Source organism: Streptomyces sp. NPDC052020 (genome assembly GCF_040680575.1).
In the GTDB taxonomy this organism is placed as follows: Bacteria; Actinomycetota; Actinomycetes; order Streptomycetales; family Streptomycetaceae; genus Streptomyces.
Window position 1 is genome coordinate 144,475 of sequence record NZ_JBFAWY010000009.1, and the last position, 26,795, is coordinate 171,269.

The window sequence follows — 26,795 nt, forward strand, 5'->3', positions numbered from 1 at the left end:
TGATTTAGGGTTTCACCGTGGAGCCCGACCTGTTCACCGCCGCAGCAGAAGAACGCCAGGAGAAGGAGCCGTCGAGCAGCCCGCTGGCGGTCCGGATGCGCCCGCGCACCCTCGACGAGGTGGTGGGCCAGCAGCACCTGCTCAAGCCCGGCTCGCCCCTGCGCCGGCTGGTCGGCGAGGGCGCCTCGGGCAGCCCCGCCGGCCCCTCCTCGGTGATCCTGTGGGGCCCGCCGGGTACCGGCAAGACGACCCTGGCGTACGTCGTCTCCAAGGCCACCAACAAGCGCTTCGTCGAACTGTCGGCGATCACCGCGGGCGTCAAGGAGGTCCGCGCGGTCATCGACGGCGCCCGCCGCGCCTCGGGCGGATACGGCAAGGAGACCGTCCTCTTCCTCGACGAGATCCACCGCTTCAGCAAGGCGCAGCAGGACTCCCTGCTCCCGGCCGTGGAGAACCGCTGGGTCACGCTGATCGCCGCGACCACCGAGAACCCGTACTTCTCGGTGATCTCCCCCCTGCTGTCCCGCTCCCTCCTGCTCACCCTCGAACCCCTCACCGACGACGACGTCCGGGGCCTGCTGCGGCGGGCGCTGGCCGACGAGCGCGGGCTCGGCGGCGCCGTCGCCCTCCCCGGCGACACCGAGGACCACCTGCTGCGCATCGCCGGCGGCGACGCCCGCCGCGCCCTGACCGCCCTGGAGGCCGCCGCCGGGGCCGCGCTCGACAAGGGCGAGACCGAGATCGGCCTGACCACGCTGGAGGAGACGGTCGACCGGGCCGCGGTGAAGTACGACCGCGACGGCGACCAGCACTACGACGTCGCCAGCGCGCTGATCAAGTCCATCCGCGGCTCCGACGTCGACGCCGCCCTGCACTACCTGGCCCGGATGATCGAGGCGGGCGAGGACCCACGCTTCATCGCCCGCCGTCTGATGATCTCGGCCAGCGAGGACATCGGCCTCGCCGACCCGAACGCCCTGCCGATCGCGGTCGCCGCCGCCCAGGCCGTCGCCATGATCGGCTTCCCCGAGGCCGCCCTCACCCTCAGCCACGCCACCATCGCGCTGGCCCTCGCGCCCAAGTCCAACGCCGCGACGACCGCCATCGGCGCCGCCCTGGAGGACGTCCGCAAGGGGCTGGCCGGGCCGGTCCCGCCCCACCTGCGGGACAGCCACTACAAGGGCGCGGGCAAGCTCGGTCACGGGCAGGGGTACGTCTACCCGCACGACCTGCCCGAGGGGATCGCCGCCCAGCAGTACGCCCCGGACGCCCTGAAGGACCGCGAGTACTACACACCGACCCGGCACGGCGCGGAGGCGCGGTACGCGGACGCCGTCGAGTGGACCCGGAAACACCTCGGTCGCAGGCTCTCCTGACCACCCTGTAGACTGCTGCGAAGTGCTGAGTCCCGTGTCCGGCCCTCTCCCGAGGTTCCGGCACCACCAGAGCGGGACATCCAGCCGGAGGACCGGTCCGCCGGGACTCCAGGAGCGTCGCGCACCGGCGAACGGTGTCGCGGGCAGCCCACCACCACCCGGAGCCCCGGGAAGGGTCGGTGGGCCACTCGCGTGCTGCACGTATGTGCCCAGACCAGGGGAGCGGCTGCCTCGCAGGCCCCAGCGGCCCGTGAGGTTTCCCCGGCTGCGGATGCGACCTCCCCTAACCCTGGTGAAGCCGTATTCGCACAAGAACATGAGGTGTTTGGTTCATGGCGAACCAGTCCCGCCCCAAGGTCAAGAAGTCGCGTGCCCTCGGCATCGCGCTGACCCCGAAGGCCGTCAAGTACTTCGAGGCCCGCCCCTACCCGCCGGGTGAGCACGGCCGCGGCCGCAAGCAGAACTCGGACTACAAGGTCCGTCTGCTGGAGAAGCAGCGCCTGCGCGCTCAGTACGACATCTCCGAGCGCCAGCTGGTCCGCGCCTACGAGCGCGCGTCCAAGGTCCAGGGCAAGACCGGTGAGGCCCTGATCGTGGAGCTGGAGAAGCGCCTCGACGCGCTGGTCCTGCGTTCGGGCATCGCCCGCACGATCTACCAGGCCCGCCAGATGGTCGTCCACGGCCACATCCAGGTCAACGGCAAGAAGGTCGACAAGCCGTCCTTCGTCGTCCGTCCCGACGACGTGGTGCAGGTCCGTGACCGCTCCAAGGAGAAGACGCTCTTCACGATCGCCCGTGAGGGTGGCTTCGCCCCCGACGGCGAGACCCCGCGCTACCTCCAGGTGAACCTCAAGGCCCTGGCCTTCCGCCTGGACCGCGAGCCGAACCGCAAGGAGATCCCGGTGATCTGCGACGAGCAGCTCGTCGTCGAGTACTACGCCCGCTGACCCCAGCCGGACGCGGTACCACACCCAGCGGTACCTCAGCCCGCCGCCTCCCCGCCCTTCCGGGTGGGCGAGGCGGCGGGCTTCGCCGTGCGCGCGGCCGCCTGCGCCTGCCGCACCGGCCCGCGCGGCGCCGGCAGCCCGTCCGGGGACCCCGGCCGCAGCAGCGCGCGGGCGACCGCCTCCTCCCGGCTCAGCCGGGCCCCCTCGCGCACGCACTCCTCGTACCCCTCGTCGCCCAGCTGCTCCCGGGCCGTCGCCTCGCACAGCTCGTGCGGTGCGTTGTAGTGCGCCGAGCCGAACAGCCGCAGACCCACCGACGGCCACATCCGCTCCGCGGCACCCTGCAACACGGCCGCCTCCCCCGCGTGGCCCTCCGTCACCGTGACCAGGGCCAGCAGCTCCACCGACAGCACCGAGGCCAGCAGATCGCGGAAGCCGTGCGAGCTGCGCAGGCAGTCGGCCAGCAGCTCCCTGGCCCGTACCAGATCGCCGTCGTTCCAGGCCGCGTACGCCAGCACGTACTGCGCGTAGGAGCGGGCCCACCGCTCGCCGTGGGCCTCGCACACCCGGTGCACGTCCTCGCACAAGCGCGCCGCGTCCGCCAGGTCGCCCTGGAACGCCCGCGTCATCGCCAGCTCCACCTGGCTCATCAGCACATTGCTGTTGAGCTCGCCGATCTCGTGGTAGCGCTCCAGTGCCGACCGCAGCAGCGTTTCCGCGCGCGCCATGTCGTCCGTGATCAGCGCCAGGCAGCCGGTGCGATGCTCCGCGTACGCCAGCGCCGTCGCGTTCGCCGCCCGCTCCGCCCGCGTACGGCACTCCCGGAGCGCCGCCAGCGCGGCCGCCGTGTCGCCTTGCAGGACCGCCACATAGCCGAGCACCCACAGGGCCTTGAGCCGGGACAGCCCGGGGGAGGGACGCCCGGCGCCGAGCCGGACCGCCTGGTCCAGCCAGTGCCGCCCCTCCGACAACCGCCCGCAGCCGACCCAGCAGAACCACAGGGAGCCCGCCAGGTACTGGCCCAGATGGGTCTCCTCCGGCTCCGCCAGGCTGCACTCCAGGGCGCCGCGCAGATTGGGCAGCTCCGCCTCGACGCGTGCGGCGACCTCCCGCTGGCGCGGCGAGAACCACTCCAGCTCGCACCAGGTCGCCAGGCCCAGGTACCAGTCCCGGTGCCGCCGCCGCACCCGCGCCGCGTCCCCCGTCCCCTCCAGCCAGTCGGCGCCGTACGCCCGCACCGTGTCCAGCATCCGGTAGCGCGGCCCCGCCGGTGTCTCCTCGCGGGTCACCACGGACTGCCCGAGCAGGGACGACAGGACGTCGAGCACATCCTCGGCGGGCAGGCCGCCGCCGCCGCACACGTACTCGGCGGCCTCCAGGTCGAAGCCGCCCGCGAACACCGACAGGCGCGCCCACAGCAGCCGCTCCCGCGGGGTGCACAGCTCATGGCTCCAGCCGATCGCCGTACGCAGCGTCCGGTGCCGCTCGGGCGCGGACCGCCCGCCGCCGGTCAGCAGACGGAACCGGTCGTCCAGCCGGCGCAGCAGCTGCCCCGGCGACAGCGCCCCCAGCCGCCCCGCGGCCAGCTCGATCGCCAGCGGGATCCCGTCCAGGCGGCGGCACAGCTCCCGCACCTCCCGCTCGTCCCCGGGCGCCGCCCCCTGCTGCGCCGCGCGGACCCGCAGCAGCTCGGCCGCCTCGTCCGCGACCAGGGGCGCCAGCGGGAACAGCCGCTCCCCGGCCACCGACAGCGGTCTGCGTCCCACCGCCAGCACCCGCAGACCGGGCGCCCGGCCCAGCAGGTCGGCCACCAGCGCGGCACACGGGTCCACCAGATGCTCGACGCCGTCCAGGACCAGCAGCAGGTCGCGGTCGGCGAGATGCTCCAGCAGCGTCGCGCGGGGCGGCCGTGTGGTCTGGTCGGTGAGCCCCAGGGCCTCCACGACCGCGTAGTCCACGAACTCGGCGTCGCGCACCGGCGCCAGGTCCACCCGCCACACCCCGTCCGGGAGCGCCGACCTCGCGGCGGCCCGCACCGCCAGGCGCGACTTGCCGACCCCGCCGACCCCGGTCACCGTGACCAGCCGCCCGGCACCGAGCGCGCGGACCAGCCCGGCGAGCTCCGCCGCGCGTCCCACGAACGCGTCGAGCTCCAACGGCAGATTCCCGTTCGGTGGCACGCCCTCGAGCCGAAGATTGCGCATGGGACACGGAGCGTACTGAACCGTAATCACTCCGTACAATCGCTTCCCGGAACCTCCCGGACGCGGCCGCCCATCCGGTTCGGAGCCCCACCCCCGGCGCGATAGGCTCGTGACACGACTTTTCGATGTTCTCGATGTTCAGGCACGTTTCAGGGAGCGGGTGCACACAGTGTCCGGTGGAGAGGTGGCCGGGATCCTGGTGGCCGTCTTCTGGGCGATCCTGGTGTCGTTCCTCGCCGTCGCGCTGGCGAGGCTGGCCCAGACGCTCAAGGCGACCACCAAGCTCGTCGCGGACGTGACCGACCAGGCCGTCCCGCTGCTGGCCGACGCCTCCGCGGCGGTGCGCTCCGCGCAGACCCAGATCGACCGGGTCGACGCCATCGCCTCGGACGTCCAGGAGGTCACCTCGAACGCCTCCGCGCTGTCGACCACCGTCGCCTCCACCTTCGGCGGCCCCCTGGTCAAGGTCGCGGCCTTCGGCTACGGCGTGCGCCGGGCCATCGCCGGCCGCAAGGAGGACGCGCCCGCCAAGCCGTCGAGGCGCACGGTGATCGTGGGCCGCACCGTCCCGGCCTCGCGACGGGCGAAGCGGGACCCACGCGGAAAGAGGGACTGACCCAGCGATGTTCCGCCGTACGTTCTGGTTCACCACCGGCGTCGCCGCCGGAGTGTGGGCCACCACCAAGGTCAACCGGAAGCTGAAGCAGCTCACCCCCGAAAGCCTCGCCGCGACCGCGGCGAACAAGGCGATCGAGGCGGGCGGCCGGCTGAAGGACCGCGCGGTGGGCTTCGCCCTCGACGTCCGCGACAACATGGCCCGGCGCGAGGCGGAACTGGGCGACGCGCTGGGGCTGAACGCCCCCGTCGAGCGGGAACTGCCCCCGCCGCGGCGCCTGGCCGCCATCGAGAACCACGACGGTGCGGGGTACGCCGAGGGACCGGCGCACCCGATGAACCCGCACCGCCCCGCCAACCCGAACCAGACCAACCCGTACAACCGGAATGAGGACCACTGATGGAGTCGGCTGAGATCCGCCGTCGCTGGCTGAGCTTCTTCGAGGAGCGCGGGCACACCGTCGTCCCTTCGGCGTCGCTCATCGCGGACGACCCGACTCTGCTCCTGGTCAACGCCGGCATGGTGCCCTTCAAGCCCTACTTCCTGGGTGAGGTCAAGCCGCAGTTCGCCCGCGCCACCAGCGTGCAGAAGTGCGTGCGCACGCCGGACATCGAAGAGGTCGGCAAGACCACCCGGCACGGCACGTTCTTCCAGATGTGCGGCAACTTCTCCTTCGGCGACTACTTCAAGGAAGGCGCCATCAAGCTCGCCTGGGAGCTGCTCACCAGCCCCCAGGACAAGGGCGGTTACGGCCTCGACCCCGAGCGCCTGTGGATCACCGTCTACCAGGACGACGACGAGGCCGAGCAGATCTGGCGCGACGTCGTCGGCGTCCCCGCCGAGCGCATCCAGCGTCTGGGCAAGAAGGACAACTTCTGGTCCATGGGCGTCCCCGGCCCCTGCGGCCCCTGCTCCGAGATCAACTACGACCGCGGCCCGGAGTTCGGCGTCGAGGGCGGCCCCGCCGTCAACGACGAGCGGTACGTGGAGATCTGGAACCTGGTCTTCATGCAGTACGAGCGCGGCGAGGGCACCGGCAAGGAGGACTTCCCGATCCTCGGTGACCTGCCCGCCAAGAACATCGACACCGGGCTCGGCCTGGAGCGTCTCGCCATGATTCTGCAGGGCGTGCAGAACATGTACGAGATCGACACCTCCATGGCCGTCATCAAGAAGGCCACCGAGCTGACCGGCGTGGCCTACGGCGACGCCCACGACTCGGACGTCTCCCTGCGCGTGGTCACCGACCACATCCGCACCGCCGTGATGCTCATCGGCGACGGCGTGACCCCGGGCAACGAGGGCCGCGGCTACGTCCTGCGCCGCATCATGCGCCGCGCCATCCGCAACATGCGCCTGCTCGGCGCCACCGGCCCGGTCGTCAAGGACCTGATCGACGTCGTGATCGGCATGATGGGGCAGCAGTACCCCGAGCTGATCACCGACCGGGAGCGCATCGAGAAGGTCGCCCTCGCCGAGGAGAGCGCCTTCCTCAAGACGCTGAAGGCCGGCACCAACATCCTCGACACCGCCGTGTCCGAGACCAAGGCCGCCGGCGGCACGGTCCTCTCCGGCGACAAGGCGTTCCTGCTCCACGACACCTGGGGCTTCCCGATCGACCTCACCCTGGAGATGGCCGCCGAGCAGGGGCTGTCCGTGGACGAGGACGGCTTCCGCCGCCTGATGAAGGAGCAGCGGGAGCGCGCCAAGGCCGACGCCCAGGCCAAGAAGACCGGCCACGCCGACCTCGGTGCCTACCGCGAGATCGCCGACCGCGCCGGTGCCACCGACTTCATCGGCTACACCCACACCGAGGGCGAGTCCACGATCGTCGGCATCCTCGTCGACGGCGTCTCGTCCCCCGCCGCCACCGAGGGCGACGAGGTCGAGATCGTCCTCGACCGCACCCCGTTCTACGCCGAGGGCGGCGGCCAGATCGGCGACACCGGCCGGATCAAGGTCGACTCCGGCGCCGTCATCGAGGTCCGCGACTGCCAGAAGCCGGTCCCGGGCGTCTACGTCCACAAGGGCGTCGTCCAGGTCGGCGAGGTCACCGTCGGCGCCAAGGGCCACGCCTCGATCGACGCCCGCCGCCGCACGGCCATCGCCCGCGCCCACTCGGCCACCCACCTCACCCACCAGGCCCTGCGCGACGCCCTCGGCCCGACGGCCGCCCAGGCCGGTTCGGAGAACCAGCCCGGCCGCTTCCGCTTCGACTTCGGCTCCCCGTCCGCCGTTCCCACGGTCGTACTGAACGACGTGGAGCAGAAGATCAACGAGGTGCTCGCCCGCGACCTCGACGTGCGCGCCGACATCATGAGCATCGACGAGGCCAAGAAGCAGGGCGCCATCGCCGAGTTCGGCGAGAAGTACGGCGAGCGGGTCCGCGTCGTGACCATCGGCGACTTCTCCAAGGAGCTGTGCGGCGGCACCCACGTGCACAACACCGCCCAGCTGGGTCTGGTGAAGCTGCTCGGCGAGTCCTCCATCGGCTCCGGTGTGCGCCGTATCGAGGCCCTCGTCGGCGTGGACGCCTACAGCTTCCTCGCCCGTGAGCACACGGTCGTCAACCAGCTCACCGAGCTGCTCAAGGGCCGCCCGGAGGAGCTTCCGGAGAAGGTCTCCGCCATGCTCGGCAAGCTGAAGGACGCCGAGAAGGAGATCGAGAAGTTCCGCGCCGAGAAGGTCCTCCAGGCCGCCGCCGGTCTCGCCGAGTCCGCCAAGGACGTCCGCGGTGTCGCGCTGGTCACCGGCCAGGTCCCGGACGGCACCACCGCCGACGACCTGCGCAAGCTGGTCCTGGACGTGCGCGGGCGCGTCCAGGGCGGCCGGGCCGCGGTCGTGGCCCTGTTCACCACCGTCAATGGCAAGCCGCTGACGGTCATCGCCACCAACGAGGCCGCCCGTGAGCGCGGCCTGAAGGCCGGCGACCTGGTCCGCACGGCCGCCAAGACCCTCGGCGGCGGCGGTGGCGGCAAGCCGGACGTCGCCCAGGGCGGCGGCCAGAACGCCGCCGCCATCGGCGAGGCCGTCGACGCCGTCGAGCGGCTCGTCGCCGAGACGGCGAAGTAGGGCCGGGAGATGCGCCGCGGCCGACGCCTCGCCATCGACGTCGGGGACGCCCGTATCGGGGTCGCCTCGTGCGACCCCGACGGGATCCTCGCCACCCCGGTGGAGACCGTCCCCGGACGGGACATCCCGGCGGCCCACCGCCGGTTGAAGCAACTCGTCGAGGAGTACGAGCCGATCGAGGTCGTCGTCGGCCTCCCTCGCTCCCTCAAGGGGGGCGAGGGCCCGGCCGCGGTCAAGGTCCGCGGCTTCGCCCAGGAGCTGGCCCGGGGCATCGCGCCGGTCGGCGTCCGGCTCGTCGACGAGCGGATGACGACGGTGACGGCCAGTCAGGGGCTGCGCGCCTCGGGCGTGAAGTCGAAGAAGGGGCGCTCCGTGATCGACCAGGCCGCCGCTGTGATCATCCTCCAGCAGGCGCTGGAATCCGAACGGGTGTCAGGCGAAGCACCCGGTGAGGGCGTCGGAGCGGCCACCTGATCGCGATACGGTAACGTTCCGCGCGATGCGACGGCGTTCGAACAGCCGCCGCACAACAAGAGGCGGAACGGAGCCGGGCCCCACCAGCCGCGCGCTCCGACCCCTCGCGGCTCTAGGGGATCGATGACTGAGTATGGCCGGGGCCAAGGCTCCGAACCGTGGCATCCGGAGGACCCGTTGTACGGGGACGGCGGATGGGGAGGACAGCAGGCCCGGCAGGGTCGGCAGTCCCCCTACGGCGGTCAGCCACAGCACTATCCGGAGCAGCCGTCCCAGCCTCAGTACGGTGACTGGGGCGACGGCGGGCAGTCCGCGTACGGCCAGGACCAGCAGTACCAGCAGTACGGTCAGCAGCACGGACAGCCCCACGAGCAGCCGTACGGCCAGTCCTACGACCAGCAGCAGTACCCGGCCGACGGGCAGCACGAGCAGCAGCATGGGCAGCAGTACCCGGGCGACGGGCAGCAGCATCAGCGGTACGGGGCCGAGGGGCAGCAGCAGGACGGCGGACAGTGGGCCACCGGCGGACACCCGCAGGCGCCCTACGCCGTCGACCCGTCGGATCCGTACGCCCCGCAGGCCGCCGCCGGCTACGGCCCCGAGCAGCCCGACCTCTACGGCACGCCGGACGCCTATCCGCCGCCGGAGCCGCCCGGCCGCCGCGGCGAGCCCAAGCCGCCGCAGACCGACTGGGACCCGGGTCCCGACCAGGGAGAGAACTCCTTCTTCGCCGGTGGGGGCGAGGACGGCACGGCCGACGGGGGCCGCGGTCGCGGTGACCGGCGCGGACGGGGCGACAAGGGCCGCAAGGGGCGCAACGGCGTCGCCTGCCTGGTGGTCCTGCTGGTGCTCGGCGGCGCCGTCGGCGGTGTCGGATATTTCGGATACCAGTTCTACCAGAACCGTTTCGGCGAGGCGCCGGACTACGCCGGGGACGGCACGGGCGACACGGTGACCGTCCAGGTGCCCAAGGGCGCGGGCGGCTTCGAGATCGGCCGGCTGCTGAAGAACGCCGGGGTCGTCAAGAGCGTCGACGCGTTCGTCGCCGCCCAGCAGCAGAACCCCGGGGGCAAGAACATCCAGGCGGGCGCGTATCTGCTGAAGAAGCAGATGTCCGCGCAGAGCGCCGTCGCGATGATGCTCGACCCCAAGAGCCAGAACAACGTGATGGTCACGCCGGGGCAGCGCAACATCCAGGTCTACAAGGCCATCGACGCCAAGCTCGGTCTGTCCTCCGGCACCACCCGGAAGGTCGCCGAGCGGAAGTACGAGAGCCTCGGGCTGCCGAGCTGGGCCAACGACGACAGCGACATCAAGGATCCGCTGGAGGGCTTCCTCTACCCGGGCACCTATCCCGCCGCCAAGGGCATGAAGCCCGAGACGGTCCTGAAGGAGATGGTCACCCAGGCCACCGCGAAGTACAACGCGTACGATCTCGACGCGAAGGCCGAGGCGCTGAACCTGGACAACCCGCTGGAGCTCGTCACGGTCGCCAGTCTCGTGCAGGCCGAGGGCAAGACCGACGACGACTTCCGCAAGATGGCCGAGGTCGTCTACAACCGCCTCAAGCCGACGAACACCGAGACCAACCAGCTGCTCCAGTTCGACTCGACGTTCAACTACCTGAAGAACGAGAGCAACATCCACATCGGCGAGTCCGAGATCAACAGCAACAAGGACCCGTACAACACGTACACCAACAAGGGCCTGCCGCCCGGTCCCATCGGCAACCCCGGTGAGGACGCGCTGAAGGCGGCGCTGAACCCGACGTCCGACGGCTGGATCTACTTCGTGGCGACCGACGGGCTGAGCAAGACGGAGTTCGCCAAGACCTACGCCGAATTCGAGAAGCTCAGGGACAAGTTCAATGCAAACGCGGGCAACTGACGGCCGCCGGGCCGCCGTGCTGGGCTCGCCCATCGCCCACTCCCTCTCCCCGGTGCTGCACCGCACCGCCTACGAGGAGCTGGGGCTGACCGGCTGGACGTACGACCGCTTCGAGGTCGACGAGGCCGCCCTGCCCGCCTTCCTCGACGGGCTCGGCCCCGAGTGGGCGGGGCTGTCGCTGACCATGCCGCTGAAGCGGGCCGTCATCCCGCTGCTCGACGGGATCAGTGAGACGGCCGCCTCGGTGGAGGCGGTCAACACCGTCGTGTTCACCGAGGACGGCCGCCGCGTCGGCGACAACACCGACATCCCCGGCATGGTCGCGGCGCTGCGCGAGCGCGGCATCGAGCAGGTCGACTCGGCGGCGGTCCTCGGCGCCGGCGCCACCGCCTCCTCGGCGCTGGCCGCGCTGGCCCGGATCTGCGCCGGCGAGGTCGTCGCCTACGTCCGCAGCGAGGGCCGCGCCGCGCAGATGCGGCAGTGGGGCGAACGGCTGGGCGTCGAGGTCCGTACCGCCGACTGGGCGGACGCGGCCGAGGCGCTGCGCGCGCCGCTGGTCGTGGCCACCACCCCGGCCGGCACCACCGACGCCCTCGCCGCCGAGGTGCCGGAGCTGCCCGCCACCCTGTTCGACGTGCTCTACGACCCGTGGCCGACCACGCTCGCCGCCCGCTGGTCGGCCTGCGGCGGCGCGGTCGTGGGCGGACTCGATCTGCTCGTGCACCAGGCGGTGCTCCAGGTGGAGCAGATGACGGGGCACTCCCCGGCCCCCCTCGACGCCATGCGCAAGGCGGGGGAGCACGCCCTGGCGGCCCGCTAGCCCCCTCCCGGGCGGCCCCCGCCGCGTGGTCCGGCGCCGCCCGGTCACCGTCCGTCTGATGGACCGGCGGGCCGGACCGGGACGCGGACGTGGGAGGATCGGAGGTGGCGGACCGGGACCCGCGCGCCTGGTCGCGCCGTCGCCGTACGCGAGGACACGCGTACGCAGGGCAGTACCAGGGCGCGAGCACTGAGGAGCACCGTTGAGCAGGTTGCGCTGGCTGACCGCGGGGGAGTCCCACGGTCCCGCACTCGTCGCGACGCTGGAGGGCCTTCCCGCCGGCGTACCGATCACCACCGACATGGTGGCGGACCATCTGGCGAGGCGGCGGCTGGGCTATGGGCGCGGTGCCCGGATGAAGTTCGAGCGGGACGAGGTCACCTTCCTCGGCGGCGTCCGGCACGGCCTGACCCTCGGCTCCCCGGTCGCGATCATGGTGGGGAACACCGAGTGGCCGAAGTGGGAGCAGGTCATGGCGGCCGACCCGGTGGACCCGGAGGTCCTCGCCGGACTGGCCCGCAACGCGCCGCTGACCCGGCCCCGGCCCGGCCACGCCGACCTGGCCGGCATGCAGAAGTACGGCTTCGACGAGGCCCGGCCGGTCCTGGAGCGCGCCTCCGCGCGGGAGACCGCCGCCCGCGTGGCCCTCGGCGCGGTGGCCCGGTCGTACCTCAAGGAGACGGCCGGCATCGAGATCGTCAGCCATGTCGTCGAACTCGCCGCCGCCAAGGCTCCCTACGGCGTGTACCCGACACCCGCGGACGTGGAGAAGCTGGACGCCGACCCGGTGCGCTGCCTGGACGCGGACGCGTCGAAGGCGATGGTCGCGGAGATCGACCAGGCGCACAAGGACGGTGACACCCTCGGCGGTGTCGTGGAGGTGCTCGCCTACGGCGTGCCGGTCGGCCTCGGCTCCCATGTGCACTGGGACCGGCGGCTGGACGCCCGGCTGGCCGCGGCGCTCATGGGCATCCAGGCGATCAAGGGCGTGGAGGTCGGCGACGGCTTCGGCCTGGCCCGGGTGCCGGGATCCCAGGCGCACGACGAGATCCTCACCACGCCCGAGGGCATCAAGCGGGCCTCCGGCCGGTCCGGCGGCACCGAGGGCGGCCTGACCACCGGCGAGCTGCTCCGCGTCCGCGCGGCCATGAAGCCGATCGCGACCGTGCCGCGCGCCCTGAAGACCGTGGACGTGGTCACGGGCGAGCCCGCCCAGGCCCACCACCAGCGCTCGGACGTCTGCGCGGTGCCGGCGGCCGGCATCGTCGCCGAGGCCATGGTCGCGCTCGTCCTCGCGGACGCGGTGGCGGAGAAGTTCGGCGGCGACAGCGTGACCGAGACCCGCCGCAACGTGCGCGGCTACCTCGAGAACCTGGCGATCCGGTGAGCGGCCCTCTCCTGGTCCTCGTCGGCCCCATGGGGGTCGGCAAGTCCACCGTGGGACAGCTGCTCGCCGAGCGGCTGAAGGCGGCCTACCGGGACACCGACGAGGACATCGTGGCCGAGCAGGGGCGGTCGATCGCGGACATCTTCGTCGACGAGGGCGAGCCCGCCTTCCGCGCCATCGAGAAGCGGGCCGTGCACCGGGCGCTGGCCGAACACGACGGGGTCCTCGCCCTCGGCGGCGGCGCCGTCCTGGACCCGGACACGCGCGCGCTGCTCGCCGGGCACCGCGTCGTCTACCTCTCCATGGACGTCGAGGAAGCCGTCAAGCGGACCGGCCTGAACACCGCCCGCCCGCTGCTGGCCGTCAACCCGCGCAAGCAGTGGCGGGAGCTGATGGACGCCCGCCGCCACCTGTACGAGGAAGTCGCCACGGCCGTGGTGGCCACCGACGGCCGCACCCCCGACGAGGTCACCGAAGCCGCCCTGGACGCACTGGAGTTGAAGGAAGCATGAGCGAGGCAGTCACCCGGATCCAGGTCGCCGGCACCGCGGGCACCGAGCCCTACGAGGTACTGGTGGGCCGCCGGCTCCTGGGCGAGCTGGGCGGGCTGATCGGGAACAAGGCCAAGCGGATCGCCGTCATCCACCCCGAGGCCCTCGCCGAGACCGGGGACGCGCTCCGCGCCGACCTGGCCGGGCAGGGCTATGAGGCGATCGCCATCCAGGTGCCCAACGCGGAGGAGGCCAAGACCGCCGAGGTCGCCGCCTACTGCTGGAAGGCGCTCGGCCAGTCGGGCTTCACCCGCACCGACGTCATCGTCGGCGTGGGCGGCGGCGCCACCACGGACGTGGCCGGGTTCGTGGCCGCGACCTGGCTGCGCGGCGTGCGCTGGATCGCCATCCCCACCACCGTCCTGGCCATGGTGGACGCGGCCGTCGGCGGCAAGACCGGGATCAACACCGCCGAGGGCAAGAACCTGGTGGGCGCCTTCCACCCGCCCGCCGGCGTCCTGTGCGACCTCGCCGCCCTGGACTCGCTCCCCGTCAACGACTACGTCTCCGGGCTCGCCGAGGTCATCAAGGCCGGCTTCATCGCCGACCCGGTGATCCTCGACCTCATCGAGGCCGACCCCGAGGCCGCCCGCACCCCGGCCGGACCGCACACCGCCGAACTGATCGAACGCTCGATCCGGGTCAAGGCGGACGTGGTCTCCTCCGACCTGAAGGAATCGGGCCGCAGGGAGATCCTCAACTACGGCCACACCCTCGGCCACGCCATCGAGAAGAACGAGCGCTACAAGTGGCGCCACGGCGCCGCGGTCTCCGTCGGCATGCACTTCGCCGCCGAACTGGGCCGCCTCGCGGGCCGGCTCGACGACGCCACCGCCGACCGGCACCGCACCGTCCTCGAAGCGGTCGGGCTTCCCCTCCACTACCGCTACGACCAGTGGCCCAAGCTGCTGGAGAACATGAAGGTCGACAAGAAGTCCCGCGGCGACCTGCTGCGCTTCATCGTCCTGGACGGCCTGGCCAAGCCGACCGTCCTGGAAGGGCCCGACCCGGCCGTCCTCCTCGCCGCCTACGGCGAAGTGGGCCAGTAGTTCCGGCGGGCGCACCCTCCGCCCGGTCCACCTTCCACAGCGGGCACGCCGAACCGTCCCCGGCCGTTCACCAAACGGCGGCCGGGGACGGTACCGTTCCGGACGGAGGTACCCGGCAACTCCCCGGCGGAGACGGGTCCCCCCGCTGTCAGCGCCCATCGCCTGTACGAGACGGAGTGGCACCGGATGCAGCACGCAGTGGGTTCTCCGCTGCCGCCGCCCCATCAGCCGGGGCACGGACCGGCCCCCGGGTGGTCCCCGGCCGCGCACCACCCGGCACCCCACCCGGCAGGGCCCCACGGCCCCGCCCCCGCGCCCCCGCCTCCCGCGGCACCGGGCTACCCCGCCCGGCCACCGCACCCGGCCCCGGCTGCCGGGCAGGCCCCCGCCGCGGACCCCGGCGGCCACATCCCGCCGCCGCAGGGCGGCGTCACCGCGCCAGGGGCACCGCCGCCGGCGCCGGACGCGGCCACCACGACCCTCGCGGTGCTGCTCATCGGCCCCGCGGGCGCCGGCAAGACCAGCGTCGCCAAGTACTGGGCGGACCACCGCAGGGTTCCGACGGCCCACATCAGCCTGGACGACGTACGCGAGTGGGTCCGCTCGGGCTTCGCCGACCCGCAGTCCGGGTGGAACGACAACTCCGAGGCGCAGTACCGCCTTGCCCGCCGCACCTGCGGCTTCGCCGCGCGCAACTTCCTGGCCAACGGCATCTCCTGCATCCTCGACGACGCCGTCTTCCCGGACCGCCCCGTGGTGGGCCTCGGCGGCTGGAAGCGCCATGTGGGCCCCGGCCTGCTGCCCGTCGTCCTGCTCCCCGGCCTGGACATCGTCCTGGAGCGCAACGCCGAGCGCAGCGGCAACCGCCGCCTCAGCGACGAGGAGGTGGCCCGCATCCACGGCCGGATGGCCGGATGGTACGGATCCGGCCTGCCGATCATCGACAACTCCCAGCTCGGCATCCCCGAGACGGCCCGGCTGCTGGACGAGGTGCTCGCGCGCTCGATGGCGAGCCCGCCGCAGTGGTAGCCGGCCCGCCGCGAGGCTGACCGCGGCCGGCCCCGCACCCGTCCGGGGCGGCGCGCGGCCCCGCCCCGCTGCCCGCCGAGGGCCGTCTGCCGCCGGTGCGCCCGCCCGCCGGCCGCACCGGTCCCCTCCCGCCGCACCGGTCCCGACGCCCAGTCGGACCCGCCCGACCGGCGGCGACCGCGCACCCCTCGTACGCTCGGCTCATGTCAGAGGTGTACGCGGCCCGCCGAACCCGCCTCCGCGAACGCTGCACCGCGGGCGGCAGCGCGGCGGCGCTGGTCTCCCGCCCCGCCAACGTGCGCTATCTCGCGGGTGCCGCCCCGCACGGCGCCGTCCTGCTGCTGGGCGCCACCGACGACCTGCTGCTGTGCGCGGGTCCTCTGGACGACCGCCCCACGGACGGCCGGCCCGACGAGGCGCTGCCCCTGCGGATCCTGCCCGGCCCGGCGGGCGACGCGGCCGTCGCCGCCACCGGCCTGGCCGCCGAGCAGGGCGCCGACTCCCTCGCGGTGGAGGAACACCACCTCACGGTCACCCGCCACCGGGCCCTGCGCGCCGTCGCGCCCGGCCTGCGCCTGACCGACCTCGGCTGCGCGGTCGAACAGCTCAGGGTCGTCAAGGACGAGGAGGAGATCTCCTGCCTGCGCATCGGCGCCGAGATCGCCGACCAGGCGCTCGGCGAGCTCCTCGAATCCATCCTCGTCGGCCGCACCGAGCGCCACCTCGCCCTCGAACTGGAACGCCGCCTGGTCGACCACGGAGCGGACGGCCCCGCCTTCCCGACCTCGGTCGGTACCGGCCCCCACTCCGGCCGCCCCGGCCACCGTCCCACCGACCGCCGGGTGGAGGAGGGCGACTTCCTCTCCGTCTGCCTCGGCGCCACCTACCGCGGCTACCGCTGCGAGATCGGCCGTACGTTCGTCATCGGAAGCTCGCCCGCCGACTGGCAGATCGAGCTGTACGACCTGGTCTTCGCAGCCCAGCGCGCCGGCCGGGAGGCCCTCGCCCCCGGCGCCGGGTGCCGTGACGTGGACCGTGCCGCACGCCAGGTGCTGGACTGCGCCGGGTACGCCGAGCACCTCCCGCCGCTCACCGGCCACGGCGTCGGACTGGAAATCGACGAGGACCCTCGGTTGACCCCGTCGGCCATGGGTAAACTGGACGCTTGCGTGCCGGTCACCGTCGAACCGGGGGTCCACCTCCCGGGACGGGGCGGTGTCCGGATCGATGACACGCTCGTCGTGCGCCCCGAGGCGGACGGCGGACCCGAGCTACTCACCATCACGACCAAGGAGCTGCTCGCGCTCTAGCCCCCGCGCTGAGTGCCTGCCCCGGGGTCGTCCCACGTCAGTCCAGGAGATTCCGCAACCGTGGCTTCCACGAACGACCTCAAGAACGGCATGGTGCTCAAGCTCGAAGGCGGCCAGCTCTGGTCCGTCGTCGAGTTCCAGCACGTCAAGCCCGGCAAGGGCCCGGCCTTCGTGCGCACCAAGCTCAAGAACGTGCTGTCCGGCAAGGTCGTCGACAAGACCTTCAACGCCGGTGTCAAGGTCGAGACGGCCACTGTCGACAAGCGCGACATGCAGTTCTCGTACATGGACGGCGACTACTTCGTCTTCATGGACATGGAGACCTACGACCAGCTCCACATCGACCGCAAGGCCGTCGGCGACGCCGCCAACTTCCTCGTCGAGGGCTTCACCGCCACCGTCGCCCAGCACGAGGGCGAGGTGCTCTTCGTCGAGCTCCCGGCCGCCGTCGAGCTGACCATCGCCGAGACCGAGCCGGGCGTCCAGGGCGACCGCTCCACCGGCGGCACCAAGCCGGCCACGCTGGAGACCGGCCACCAGATCCAGGTCCCGCTCTTCATCACCACCGGTGAGAAGATCAAGGTCGACACCCGTACGAGCGACTACCTCGGCCGGGTGAACAGCTAACCGTGGCTGCCCGCAACACGGCCCGCAAACGCGCCTTCCAGATCCTCTTCGAGGGCGACCAGCGCGGCGCCGACGTCCTGACGGTCCTCGCGGACTGGATCCGGCACTCCCGGGCCGACACCCGGCAGCCGCCGGTGAGCGAGTACACGATGCAGCTCGTCGAGGGGTACGCGGAGCACGCGACGCGTATCGACGAGCTGATCGCCCAGTACTCGGTCGGCTGGACGCTCGACCGCATGCCGGTCGTCGACCGCAACATCCTGCGCCTCGGGGCCTACGAGCTGATCTGGGTCGACGAGACCCCGGACGCCGTGGTCCTCGACGAGATGGTGCAGCTGGCCAAGGAGTTCTCCACGGACGAGTCGCCCTCGTTCGTCAACGGCCTGCTGGGCCGTCTGAAGGACCTGAAGCCCTCGCTGCGCCGCGAGCAGAGCTGACAGCGCCACCGGCCCGGCGGAGCTGACAGACGACGGCGCCGGGGCCTCGCAGCACGCACCCGCGCTGCGAGGCCCCGGCGTTTGCCGTCGTGCACCCTCGGGTGCCCAGGGCGCCCCCCGGACCGCGCCCCCCGGGACGGCTCGCGCGGAGCCCGGGTGAAAAAGCCGCCGGGGCGGCCGCGATCCCGAAGGGTCCCGGCCGCCCCGGCGACACGTTTCTGCTGGTCCGGAGGGGGGTTCAGCTCTCCTCGTGGGACGCCACCGCACGGCGGGCGTCCGCGTCCAGCACCCCCCAGCTGATCAGCTGCTCGGTGAGGACCGAGGGCGACTGGTCGTAGATGACGGCCAGGGTGCGCAGGTCGTCCTGGCGGATCGAGAGCACCTTGCCGTTGTAGTCACCGCGCTGCGACTGGATCGTGGCCGCGTAGCGCTGGAGGGGACCCGCCTTCTCGGCCGGCACGGTGGCCAGCCGCTCCAGGTCCAGAACCAGCTTCGGCGGCGGCTCGGCGGCGCCGCCCGGGGTGGTGCCCGGAAGCAGCTCCTGCACGGGAACGCCGTAGAAATCCGCCAGCTCGGCGAGGCGCTGCACGGTCACGGCGCGGTCGCCGCGCTCGTACGAACCGACCACGACCGCCTTCCAGCGCCCCTGGGACTTCTCCTCGACACCGTGGAGGGAAAGGCCCTGCTGGGTGCGGATGGCGCGGAGCTTGGCCCCGAGCTGTTTGGCGTATTCGCTGGACATATGGCTCCCCGGACACTGTGTCGACGCGGCCGGATCGATGTCCACGCCGCGCGGCTGGTAACTCACTGTGAGGTTACGCAGCGTTACTCTGTCGCGTCAAGCCGAATGGTCCACACCGCGCCCGCCGCGGTAGGGGCCACAGTGCCCCCCGAGAGGGACCGGTCGGGGGGTGATCAGGGCAGTCTCCGGAACCTGCTACCGTGGATGGCGCAATTCCGACGTCCTTTAAGGTCCGTCCCGTGAGGCGGAGAAGGAGGTCCGTTTCGTATGGACACACAAGCGTCCGATGCGCGGCCGGTTCTCGAAGGCCCCGACATCGCGCGGGTACTGACCCGCATCGCCCATGAGATCGTCGAGCGCGCCAAGGGCGCCGACGACGTGGTGCTGCTCGGCATCCCCACCCGGGGTGTCTTCCTCGCCCGCCGGCTCGCCGCCAAGCTCGAACAGATCACCGAGCGCAAGGTCCCGGTCGGCTCCCTCGACATCACGATGTACCGCGACGACCTGCGCATGCACCCGCCGCGTGCGCTGGCCCGCACCGAGATCCCCGGTGACGGCATCGACGGCCGCCTGGTCGTCCTCGTCGACGACGTGCTCTTCTCCGGCCGCACCATCCGCGCCGCCCTGGACGCCCTAAACGACATCGGGCGCCCGCGCGCGGTGCAGCTCGCGGTCCTCGTCGACCGCGGCCACCGCGAACTGCCGATTCGGGCCGACTACGTCGGCAAGAACCTCCCCACGTCGCTGCGTGAGACGGTCAAGGTCCAGCTCGCCGAGGAGGACGGTCGCGACACCGTGCTGCTCGGTGCGAAGCGGACCGCCTCGGGCACCCAGCACTAGCAACCGGCGACCCGGCCCCGCCCGCCGTCGCGTCTGCCGGTGCGCCCACGCGTGCCCCCGGATGCCCGAAACCTCCTGTTCTCCCGAATGACCTGCCTTACGGAGCCTGACAGATGCAGCGCCATCTCATCTCGGCCGCCGACCTCACCCGCGACGACGCCGTCCTGATCCTCGACACCGCCGAGGAGATGGCCCGGGTCGCGGACCGGCCGATCAAGAAGCTGCCGACCCTGCGCGGCCGCACCGTGGTGAACCTCTTCTTCGAGGACTCCACACGCACCCGGATCTCGTTCGAAGCGGCCGAGAAGCGCCTGTCCGCGGACGTGATCAACTTCTCCGCCAAGGGATCGAGCGTCTCCAAGGGCGAGTCCCTGAAGGACACCGCCCAGACGCTGGAGGCGATGGGCGTCGACGCCGTCGTCATCCGGCACAGCGCCTCCGGCGCCCCCTACCGCCTGGCCACCTCCGGCTGGATCGACGCGGCCGTCATCAACGCCGGCGACGGCACCCACCAGCACCCCACCCAGGCCCTGCTGGACGCCTTCACCATGCGCCGCCGCCTGGTCGGGCGGGACGCCGGGCTCGGCCAGGACCTGGCCGGCAAGCGCATCACGATCGTCGGCGACGTCCTGCACAGCCGGGTCGCCCGCTCCAACGTCGACCTGCTGCACACCCTCGGCGCCGAGGTCACCCTCGTCGCCCCGCCGACCCTGCTGCCGGTGGGCGTGGAGACCTGGCCCTGCGCGGTCTCGTACGACCTCGACTCCACGCTGCCCAAGTCCGACGCGGTGATGATGCTGCGCGTGCAGCGCGAGCGCATGAACGCCGCGTTCTTCCCGACCGAGCGCGAGTACTCGCGCCGCTACGGCCTCGACGGCGACCGCATGGCCAAGATGCCGGAGCACGCCATCGTCATGCACCCCGGCCCCATGGTCCGCGGCATGGAGATCACCGCCGCGGTCGCCGACTCCGACCGCTGCACCGTGGTCGAGCAGGTCGCCAACGGCGTCTCCATCCGCATGGCCGTCCTGTACCTGCTGCTCGGCGGCAACGAGCCCGCCGTCGCCCAGCCGTCGCCCGGCTCTGAATCCCGCACCACGGAGGAGAAGTAACACCATGAGCAAGATCCTGATCCGCGGTGCGAAGGTCCTCGGCGGCGAACCGCAGGACGTGCTGATCGACGGCGCGGTGATCGAGGCGGTCGGCTCCGGTCTGCCCGCCGAGGGCGCCGAGGTCGTCGAGGCCGGCGGCAAGGTGCTGCTGCCCGGCCTGGTCGACCTGCACACCCACCTGCGCGAGCCGGGCCGCGAGGACTCCGAGACGGTCCTGACCGGCACGCGCGCGGCGGCGAGCGGCGGCTACACCTCCGTGTTCGCCATGGCCAACACCTTCCCCGTCGCCGACACCGCCGGCGTCGTCGAGCAGGTCTGGCGCCTGGGACAGCAGTACGGCTACTGCGACGTGCAGCCCATCGGCGCCGTCACCGTCGGCCTGGAGGGCGCCAAGCTCGCCGAACTGGGCGCCATGTACGAGTCCGCGGCCGGCGTCACCGTCTTCTCCGACGACGGCAAGTGCGTCCACGACGCGCAGATCATGCGCCGCGCCCTGGAGTACGTGAAGGCGTTCGGCGGCGTCATCGCCCAGCACGCCCAGGAGCCCCGGCTGACCGAGGGCGCAGAGATGAACGAGGGCGTCGTCTCCGCCGAGCTGGGGCTCGGGGGCTGGCCGGCCGTCGCCGAGGAGTCGATCATCGCCCGGGACGTGCTGCTCGCCGAGCACGTCGGCTCCCGCGTCCACATCTGCCACCTGTCGACGGCCGGCTCGGTGGAGATCGTCCGCTGGGCCAAGTCCCGCGGCATCCAGGTCACCGCCGAGGTCACCCCGCACCACCTCCTGCTCACCGACGAGCTGGTGCGCACGTACAACCCGGTCTACAAGGTGAACCCGCCGCTGCGCACCGAGCGTGACGTGATGGCGCTGCGCGAGGCGCTCGCCGACGGCACGATCGACATCGTCGCCACCGACCACGCCCCCCACCCGCACGAGGACAAGGACTGCGAGTGGGCCGCCGCCGCCATGGGCATGGTCGGCCTGGAGACCGCGCTGTCGGTGGTCCAGGAGACCATGGTCGACACGGGCCTGCTGGACTGGGCCGGCGTCGCCGACCGCATGTCCTTCAAGCCCGCGCGGATCGGACAGGCCGCCGGACACGGCCGTCCCGTCTCGGCTGGTGAGCCCGCCAACCTCACCCTCGTCGACGCGGCATACCGTGGCCGGGTGGACCCCGCGGGCTTCGCCTCGCGCAGCCGCAACACCCCCTACGAGGGGCGTGAGCTGCCGGGCCGTGTGACGCACACGTGGCTGCGGGGCAAGGCCACGCTCGTCGACGGGAAGCTCACGTGACACCTGTACTCCTGCTGGCCGCCGAGAAGGAATCGGCGGAAGTGACCGACTGGGCCGCCCGCGCCGGCTGGGTCGTCGGCCTCCTCCTGTTCGTCGCGCTCGTCTACTGGCTGATGCGCGAGGGCTGGAAGTGGCGCGGCACCCTCCAGGGCGACCTGCCGGAGCTGCCCACCGCGCCGCCCCGGCCCGGTGCGGCGAAACTGAGGCTGAGCGGCCGCTACCACGGCTCCACCACCGCCGGGCAGTGGCTGGACCGCATCGTGGCGCACGGCCTGGGCACCCGCAGCCGGGCCGAGCTCACGCTGACGGACGCGGGAATCGACGTCGTGCGCCCCGGCGCCGCCGACTTCTTCATCCCGGTCGCGCAGCTGCGCGAGGCCCGGCTCGACAAGGGCATCGCCGGCAAGGTCCTCACCGAGGGCGGACTGCTGGTGGTGACCTGGATCCACGGCGGCAAACCGATCGACTCCGGTTTCCGCTCCGACCACGCGGCCGAGCACGCCGAGTGGGTCGACACCCTGAACCAGATGATCAACAAGACGGAAACGGAAGGCGCACGATGACGACCTCCACCAGGGGAGCCGCCAAAACTCCCGCCGCACTCGTCCTGGAGGACGGCCGGATCTTCCGCGGCCGTGCCTACGGGGCCGTGGGGGTGACCTTCGGCGAGGCCGTGTTCTCGACGGGCATGACCGGCTACCAGGAGACCCTCACCGACCCGTCGTACCACCGCCAGGTCGTCGTGATGACCGCCCCGCACATCGGCAACACCGGTGTCAACGACGAGGACATGGAGTCCAAGAAGATCTGGGTCTCCGGCTACGTCGTCCGCGACCCCGCGCGCGTGCCCTCCAGCTGGCGTTCGCGGCGCACGCTGGACGAGGAGCTGGACGCCCAGGGCGTCGTCGGCATCTGCGGTATCGACACCCGCGCCCTCACCCGCCACCTGCGCGAGCGCGGCGCCATGCGCGTCGGCATCTTCTCCGGCGACGCGGTCTCGGACGAGGCCGCCATGCTCGCCGAGGTCCGCAAGGCCCCCGAGATGACGGGCGCCGACCTCTCCGCCGAGGTCGCCACCGCCGAGCCGTACGTCGTCCCCGCGATCGGCGAGAAGAAGTTCACCGTCGCCGCCGTCGACCTCGGCATCAAGGGCATGACCCCGCACCGCATGGCCGAGCGCGGCATCGAGGTGCACGTGCTGCCCGCCACGGCGAGCGTCGAGGACGTGTACGCCGTGGGCCCGGACGGCGTGTTCTTCTCCAACGGCCCGGGCGACCCGGCCACCGCCGACCACCCGGTCTCCGTGATGCGGGCCGTGCTGGAGCGGGGCACCCCGCTGTTCGGCATCTGCTTCGGCAACCAGATCCTCGGCCGCGCGCTCGGCTTCGGCACCTACAAGCTGAAGTACGGCCACCGCGGCATCAACCAGCCGGTGCAGGACCGTACGACCGGCAAGGTCGAGGTCACCGCGCACAACCACGGCTTCGCCGTCGACGCGCCCACCGACAAGGTCTCCGACACCCCCTTCGGCCGCGCCGAGGTCTCCCACGTCTGCCTCAACGACAACGTGGTGGAGGGCCTCCAGCTTCTCGACAAGCCGGCCTTCAGCGTCCAGTACCACCCCGAAGCGGCAGCCGGCCCGCACGACGCCGCCTACCTGTTCGACCGCTTCGTTTCCCTGATGGAGGGCCAGCGTGCCTAAGCGCACCGATATCCAGTCCGTCCTGGTCATCGGCTCCGGCCCGATCGTCATCGGCCAGGCCGCCGAGTTCGACTACTCCGGCACCCAGGCGTGCCGCGTGCTCAAGGCCGAGGGCCTGCGCGTCATCCTGGTGAACTCCAACCCGGCGACGATCATGACCGACCCGGAGATCGCCGACGCCACCTACGTCGAGCCGATCACCCCCGAGTTCGTCGAGAAGATCATCGCCAAGGAGCGCCCCGACGCCCTGCTGCCCACCCTGGGCGGCCAGACGGCCCTGAACACCGCGATCTCGCTGCACGAGAACGGCGTCCTGGAGAAGTACGGCGTCGAGCTGATCGGCGCCAACGTGGAGGCCATCCACAAGGGCGAGGACCGCGACCTGTTCAAGGAGGTCGTGGAGGAGGTCCGCAAGAAGATCGGGCACGGCGAGTCCGCCCGCTCGGTCATCTGCCACTCCATGGAGGACGTCCTCGCCGGCGTCGAGACGCTCGGCGGCTACCCGGTCGTCGTCCGCCCCTCCTTCACCATGGGCGGCGCCGGCTCCGGCTTCGCCCACGACGAGGAGGAGCTGCGCCGCATCGCCGGCCAGGGCCTCACCCTCTCGCCGACCACCGAGGTGCTCCTGGAGGAGTCCATCCTCGGCTGGAAGGAGTACGAGCTGGAGCTGATGCGCGACAAGAACGACAACGTCGTGGTCGTCTGCTCCATCGAGAACTTCGACCCGATGGGCGTCCACACCGGCGACTCGATCACCGTCGCGCCGGCGATGACGCTCACCGACCGCGAGTACCAGGTGCTGCGCGACGTCGGCATCGCGATCATCCGCGAGGTCGGCGTCGACACCGGCGGCTGCAACATCCAGTTCGCGGTCAACCCGGCCGACGGCCGTGTCATCGTCATCGAGATGAACCCGCGCGTGTCGCGCTCCTCCGCCCTCGCCTCCAAGGCGACCGGCTTCCCCATCGCGAAGATCGCCGCCAAGCTCGCCGTCGGTTACACCCTCGACGAGATCCCCAACGACATCACGCAGGAGACCCCGGCCTCCTTCGAGCCGACCCTGGACTACGTGGTCGTCAAGGCCCCGCGCTTCGCCTTCGAGAAGTTCCCGTCCGCCGACTCCACCCTCACCACCACCATGAAGTCGGTCGGCGAGGCCATGGCCATCGGCCGCAACTTCACCGAGGCGTTCCAGAAGGCGCTGCGCTCGCTGGAGAAGAAGGGCAGCCAGTTCACCTTCGTCGGCGACCCCGGCGACAAGCGGGAACTGCTGGAGGCGTCCGTCCGCCCGACCGACGGCCGCATCAACACCGTCATGCAGGCCATCCGCGCGGGCGCCACCCCCGAGGAGGTCTTCGCGTACACGAAGATCGACCCCTGGTTCGTCGACCAGCTCTTCCTCATCAAGGAGATCGCCGACGAGCTGGCCGAGGCGCCCGAGCTGACCGCCGACCTGCTCGCCGAGGCCAAGCGGCACGGCTTCTCCGACCAGCAGATCGGCGAGATCCGCGGCCTGCGCGAGGACGTCGTCCGCGAGGTCCGCCACGCGCTCGGCATCCGCCCGGTCTACAAGACGGTCGACACCTGCGCCGCCGAGTTCGCCGCGAAGACCCCGTACTTCTACTCGTCCTACGACGAGGAGACCGAGGTCGCCCCGCGCGAGAAGCCGGCCGTCATCATCCTGGGCTCCGGCCCCAACAGGATCGGCCAGGGCATCGAGTTCGACTACTCCTGCGTCCACGCCTCCTTCGCGCTGAGCGACGCCGGGTACGAGACCGTGATGGTCAACTGCAACCCGGAGACCGTCTCCACCGACTACGACACCTCCGACCGGCTGTACTTCGAGCCGCTCACGCTGGAGGACGTCCTGGAGATCGTCCACGCCGAGCGGCAGGCCGGCCCGGTCGCGGGCGTCGTCGTCCAGCTCGGCGGCCAGACCCCGCTCGGTCTCTCGCAGGCCCTCAAGGACAACGGCGTGCCGATCGTCGGCACCTCGCCCGAGGCGATCCACGCCGCCGAGGACCGCGGCGCCTTCGGCCGCGTGCTGAAGGAGGCCGGCCTGCCCGCCCCCAAGCACGGCACCGCCACCACCTTCGCCGAGGCCAAGGCCATCGCCGACGAGATCGGCTACCCGGTCCTGGTGCGCCCCTCGTACGTCCTGGGCGGGCGCGGCATGGAGATCGTGTACGACGAGGCCCGCCTGGAGTCGTACATCGCCGAGTCCACCGAGATCAGCCCCTCCCGGCCGGTCCTGGTCGACCGCTTCCTCGACGACGCCATCGAGATCGACGTCGACGCGCTGTACGACGGCGAGGAGCTGTACCTCGGCGGCGTCATGGAGCACATCGAGGAGGCCGGCATCCACTCCGGCGACTCGGCGTGCGCCCTGCCCCCGATCACGCTGGGCGGCTTCGACATCAAGCGGCTGCGCGCCTCCACCGAGGCCATCGCCGCGGGCGTCGGCGTGCGCGGCCTGATCAACATCCAGTTCGCGCTGGCCGGGGACATCCTCTACGTGCTGGAGGCCAACCCGCGCGCCTCGCGCACCGTTCCCTTCACCTCGAAGGCGACCGCGGTGCCGCTGGCCAAGGCCGCCGCCCGCATCTCGCTCGGCGCCACCATCGCCGAGCTGCGCGCCGAGGGGCTGCTGCCCAAGCACGGCGACGGCGGCGAGCTCCCGCTCGACGCGCCGATCTCCGTCAAGGAGGCCGTCATGCCGTGGTCCCGGTTCCGGGACATCCACGGCCGCGGCGTGGACACGGTCCTCGGCCCGGAGATGCGCTCCACCGGCGAGGTCATGGGCATCGACTCGGTCTTCGGCACGGCCTACGCCAAGTCTCAGGCCGGCGCCTACGGCCCGCTGCCCACCAAGGGCCGGGCGTTCATCTCGGTCGCCAACCGCGACAAGCGCTCGATGATCTTCCCGGCGCGCGAGCTGGTCGCCCACGGCTTCGAGCTGCTCGCCACGTCCGGCACGGCCGAGGTGCTCAAGCGCAACGGCATCAACGCCACCGTCGTGCGCAAGCAGTCCGAGGGCGAGGGCCCGAACGGCGAGAAGACCATCGTCCAGCTCATCCACGACGGCCAGGTCGACCTCATCGTCAACACCCCGTACGGCACCGGCGGCCGCCTGGACGGCTACGACATCCGTACGGCGGCCGTGGCGCGGTCCGTGCCGTGCCTGACCACCGTCCAGGCGCTCGCCGCGGCGGTCCAGGGCATCGACGCCCTCAACCACGGTGACGTGGGCGTCCGCTCGCTCCAGGAACACGCGGAGTTCCTGACCGCGGCCCGCGACTAGCAGCCCCGAGGGGGACACCGG

23 protein-coding genes are annotated in these 26,795 nt (G+C 71.9%); 21 read left to right on the plus strand and 2 right to left on the minus strand.

Features of this window, described 5'->3' with window-relative positions; genetic code table 11:
• Nucleotides 1-17: 17 nt before the first annotated feature.
• The gene (locus AB0L74_RS12140; protein ID WP_365649247.1) at nucleotides 18-1,376 is read left to right on the plus strand and encodes a replication-associated recombination protein A; all 1,359 of its coding nucleotides are present in this window, start codon (nucleotides 18-20) and stop codon (nucleotides 1,374-1,376) included.
• A gap of 332 nt (nucleotides 1,377-1,708) precedes the next feature.
• On the plus strand, nucleotides 1,709-2,323 hold the full coding sequence (gene rpsD, locus AB0L74_RS12145; protein WP_029383113.1) for a 30S ribosomal protein S4: 615 nt from the start codon (nucleotides 1,709-1,711) through the stop codon (nucleotides 2,321-2,323).
• 35 nt (nucleotides 2,324-2,358) lie between these two features.
• Here rpsD and AB0L74_RS12150 read toward each other — a convergent pair whose 3' ends face one another.
• A complete protein-coding gene (locus AB0L74_RS12150; protein WP_365649251.1) occupies nucleotides 2,359-4,527 on the minus strand; it encodes a regulator in 2,169 nt (722 codons plus the stop codon).
• Between the two features lie 160 nt (nucleotides 4,528-4,687).
• Here AB0L74_RS12150 and AB0L74_RS12155 point away from each other — a divergent pair, with 160 nt between their 5' ends.
• The 13 genes from AB0L74_RS12155 to nusB all read left to right on the plus strand — a co-directional run bounded on the left by AB0L74_RS12155 (nucleotide 4,688) and on the right by nusB (nucleotide 17,786).
• Nucleotides 4,688-5,143, plus strand: coding sequence for a DUF948 domain-containing protein (locus AB0L74_RS12155; protein WP_365649255.1), 456 nt, complete (start codon nucleotides 4,688-4,690; stop codon nucleotides 5,141-5,143).
• Nucleotides 5,144-5,150: 7 nt separating this feature from the next.
• Complete coding sequence (locus AB0L74_RS12160) at nucleotides 5,151-5,543, plus strand: hypothetical protein (RefSeq protein ID WP_365649258.1); 393 nt, start codon at nucleotides 5,151-5,153, stop codon at nucleotides 5,541-5,543.
• Entirely contained in the window at nucleotides 5,543-8,215 is a 2,673-nt protein-coding gene (gene alaS / locus AB0L74_RS12165; RefSeq protein WP_365649261.1) for an alanine--tRNA ligase, read from the plus strand. The genes AB0L74_RS12160 and alaS overlap by 1 nt, the downstream gene beginning before the upstream one ends.
• Before the next feature lie 9 nt (nucleotides 8,216-8,224).
• Nucleotides 8,225-8,689 carry a Holliday junction resolvase RuvX gene (ruvX, locus tag AB0L74_RS12170; RefSeq protein ID WP_365649264.1) on the plus strand — a complete coding sequence of 155 codons (465 nt, stop codon included), beginning with the start codon at nucleotides 8,225-8,227 and terminating at the stop codon, nucleotides 8,687-8,689.
• Between the two features lie 123 nt (nucleotides 8,690-8,812).
• A complete protein-coding gene (gene mltG / locus AB0L74_RS12175; protein WP_365649267.1) occupies nucleotides 8,813-10,576 on the plus strand; it encodes an endolytic transglycosylase MltG in 1,764 nt (587 codons plus the stop codon).
• Complete coding sequence (locus tag AB0L74_RS12180; protein ID WP_365649270.1) at nucleotides 10,557-11,396, plus strand: shikimate dehydrogenase; 840 nt, start codon at nucleotides 10,557-10,559, stop codon at nucleotides 11,394-11,396. The genes mltG and AB0L74_RS12180 overlap by 20 nt, the downstream gene beginning before the upstream one ends.
• 202 nt (nucleotides 11,397-11,598) lie before the next feature.
• On the plus strand, nucleotides 11,599-12,783 hold the full coding sequence (gene aroC / locus AB0L74_RS12185) for a chorismate synthase (RefSeq protein WP_365649273.1): 1,185 nt from the start codon (nucleotides 11,599-11,601) through the stop codon (nucleotides 12,781-12,783).
• The gene (locus tag AB0L74_RS12190; RefSeq protein ID WP_365649276.1) at nucleotides 12,780-13,295 is read left to right on the plus strand and encodes a shikimate kinase; all 516 of its coding nucleotides are present in this window, start codon (nucleotides 12,780-12,782) and stop codon (nucleotides 13,293-13,295) included. Before aroC ends, AB0L74_RS12190 begins: the two co-directional genes overlap by 4 nt.
• On the plus strand, nucleotides 13,292-14,383 hold the full coding sequence (gene aroB / locus AB0L74_RS12195) for a 3-dehydroquinate synthase (protein ID WP_365649279.1): 1,092 nt from the start codon (nucleotides 13,292-13,294) through the stop codon (nucleotides 14,381-14,383). Before AB0L74_RS12190 ends, aroB begins: the two co-directional genes overlap by 4 nt.
• A 186-nt stretch (nucleotides 14,384-14,569) precedes the next feature.
• On the plus strand, nucleotides 14,570-15,412 hold the full coding sequence (locus tag AB0L74_RS12200; RefSeq protein ID WP_365649282.1) for a Pro-rich N-terminal domain-containing protein: 843 nt from the start codon (nucleotides 14,570-14,572) through the stop codon (nucleotides 15,410-15,412).
• Between the two features lie 203 nt (nucleotides 15,413-15,615).
• Nucleotides 15,616-16,722, plus strand: coding sequence for an aminopeptidase P family protein (locus AB0L74_RS12205; protein WP_365649285.1), 1,107 nt, complete (start codon nucleotides 15,616-15,618; stop codon nucleotides 16,720-16,722).
• 60 nt (nucleotides 16,723-16,782) lie between these two features.
• Nucleotides 16,783-17,349 carry an elongation factor P gene (gene efp, locus AB0L74_RS12210; protein WP_365649288.1) on the plus strand — a complete coding sequence of 189 codons (567 nt, stop codon included), beginning with the start codon at nucleotides 16,783-16,785 and terminating at the stop codon, nucleotides 17,347-17,349.
• Between the two features lie 2 nt (nucleotides 17,350-17,351).
• The gene (gene nusB / locus AB0L74_RS12215; protein ID WP_365649291.1) at nucleotides 17,352-17,786 is read left to right on the plus strand and encodes a transcription antitermination factor NusB; all 435 of its coding nucleotides are present in this window, start codon (nucleotides 17,352-17,354) and stop codon (nucleotides 17,784-17,786) included.
• Nucleotides 17,787-18,024: 238 nt separating this feature from the next.
• On the opposite strand, the gene bldD is transcribed toward nusB, so the two are convergent.
• Nucleotides 18,025-18,528: a transcriptional regulator BldD gene (gene bldD, locus AB0L74_RS12220; protein ID WP_004990661.1), complete on the minus strand. Its 504-nt coding sequence runs from the start codon at nucleotides 18,526-18,528 to the stop codon at nucleotides 18,025-18,027.
• A gap of 267 nt (nucleotides 18,529-18,795) precedes the next feature.
• Between bldD and pyrR the strand changes: the two genes are divergently transcribed.
• The 6 genes from pyrR (at nucleotide 18,796) to carB (ending at nucleotide 26,774) form a co-directional block, all read left to right on the plus strand.
• Nucleotides 18,796-19,368, plus strand: a complete 573-nt coding sequence (gene pyrR / locus AB0L74_RS12225; RefSeq protein WP_365649294.1) for a bifunctional pyr operon transcriptional regulator/uracil phosphoribosyltransferase PyrR — start codon at nucleotides 18,796-18,798, stop codon at nucleotides 19,366-19,368.
• Nucleotides 19,369-19,481: 113 nt separating this feature from the next.
• Nucleotides 19,482-20,480 carry an aspartate carbamoyltransferase catalytic subunit gene (locus AB0L74_RS12230; RefSeq protein WP_365649297.1) on the plus strand — a complete coding sequence of 333 codons (999 nt, stop codon included), beginning with the start codon at nucleotides 19,482-19,484 and terminating at the stop codon, nucleotides 20,478-20,480.
• A gap of 4 nt (nucleotides 20,481-20,484) precedes the next feature.
• Nucleotides 20,485-21,771: a dihydroorotase gene (locus AB0L74_RS12235; protein WP_365649300.1), complete on the plus strand. Its 1,287-nt coding sequence runs from the start codon at nucleotides 20,485-20,487 to the stop codon at nucleotides 21,769-21,771.
• Nucleotides 21,768-22,334: a hypothetical protein gene (locus AB0L74_RS12240; protein WP_365649303.1), complete on the plus strand. Its 567-nt coding sequence runs from the start codon at nucleotides 21,768-21,770 to the stop codon at nucleotides 22,332-22,334. Before AB0L74_RS12235 ends, AB0L74_RS12240 begins: the two co-directional genes overlap by 4 nt.
• A complete protein-coding gene (gene carA / locus AB0L74_RS12245) occupies nucleotides 22,331-23,473 on the plus strand; it encodes a glutamine-hydrolyzing carbamoyl-phosphate synthase small subunit (RefSeq protein WP_365649305.1) in 1,143 nt (380 codons plus the stop codon). Before AB0L74_RS12240 ends, carA begins: the two co-directional genes overlap by 4 nt.
• Nucleotides 23,466-26,774: a carbamoyl-phosphate synthase large subunit gene (gene carB / locus AB0L74_RS12250; RefSeq protein WP_365649308.1), complete on the plus strand. Its 3,309-nt coding sequence runs from the start codon at nucleotides 23,466-23,468 to the stop codon at nucleotides 26,772-26,774. The genes carA and carB overlap by 8 nt, the downstream gene beginning before the upstream one ends.
• Nucleotides 26,775-26,795: the final 21 nt, after the last annotated feature.

Bases quoted from the DNA above. Each gene is read 5' to 3' on its own strand.
- rpsD (WP_029383113.1), top strand. From the start codon at position 1,709: ATGGCGAACCAGTCCCGCCCCAAGGTCAAGAAGTCGCGTGCCCTCGGC.
- AB0L74_RS12150 (WP_365649251.1), bottom strand. From the start codon at position 4,527: ATGCGCAATCTTCGGCTCGAGGGCGTGCCACCGAACGGGAATCTGCCG.
- AB0L74_RS12160 (WP_365649258.1), top strand. From the start codon at position 5,151: ATGTTCCGCCGTACGTTCTGGTTCACCACCGGCGTCGCCGCCGGAGTG.
- alaS (WP_365649261.1), top strand. From the start codon at position 5,543: ATGGAGTCGGCTGAGATCCGCCGTCGCTGGCTGAGCTTCTTCGAGGAG.
- ruvX (WP_365649264.1), top strand. From the start codon at position 8,225: ATGCGCCGCGGCCGACGCCTCGCCATCGACGTCGGGGACGCCCGTATC.
- mltG (WP_365649267.1), top strand. From the start codon at position 8,813: ATGACTGAGTATGGCCGGGGCCAAGGCTCCGAACCGTGGCATCCGGAG.
- AB0L74_RS12180 (WP_365649270.1), top strand. From the start codon at position 10,557: ATGCAAACGCGGGCAACTGACGGCCGCCGGGCCGCCGTGCTGGGCTCG.
- aroB (WP_365649279.1), top strand. From the start codon at position 13,292: ATGAGCGAGGCAGTCACCCGGATCCAGGTCGCCGGCACCGCGGGCACC.
- AB0L74_RS12200 (WP_365649282.1), top strand. From the start codon at position 14,570: ATGCAGCACGCAGTGGGTTCTCCGCTGCCGCCGCCCCATCAGCCGGGG.
- AB0L74_RS12205 (WP_365649285.1), top strand. From the start codon at position 15,616: ATGTCAGAGGTGTACGCGGCCCGCCGAACCCGCCTCCGCGAACGCTGC.
- bldD (WP_004990661.1), bottom strand. From the start codon at position 18,528: ATGTCCAGCGAATACGCCAAACAGCTCGGGGCCAAGCTCCGCGCCATC.
- pyrR (WP_365649294.1), top strand. From the start codon at position 18,796: ATGGACACACAAGCGTCCGATGCGCGGCCGGTTCTCGAAGGCCCCGAC.
- AB0L74_RS12230 (WP_365649297.1), top strand. From the start codon at position 19,482: ATGCAGCGCCATCTCATCTCGGCCGCCGACCTCACCCGCGACGACGCC.
- AB0L74_RS12235 (WP_365649300.1), top strand. From the start codon at position 20,485: ATGAGCAAGATCCTGATCCGCGGTGCGAAGGTCCTCGGCGGCGAACCG.
- carA (WP_365649305.1), top strand. From the start codon at position 22,331: ATGACGACCTCCACCAGGGGAGCCGCCAAAACTCCCGCCGCACTCGTC.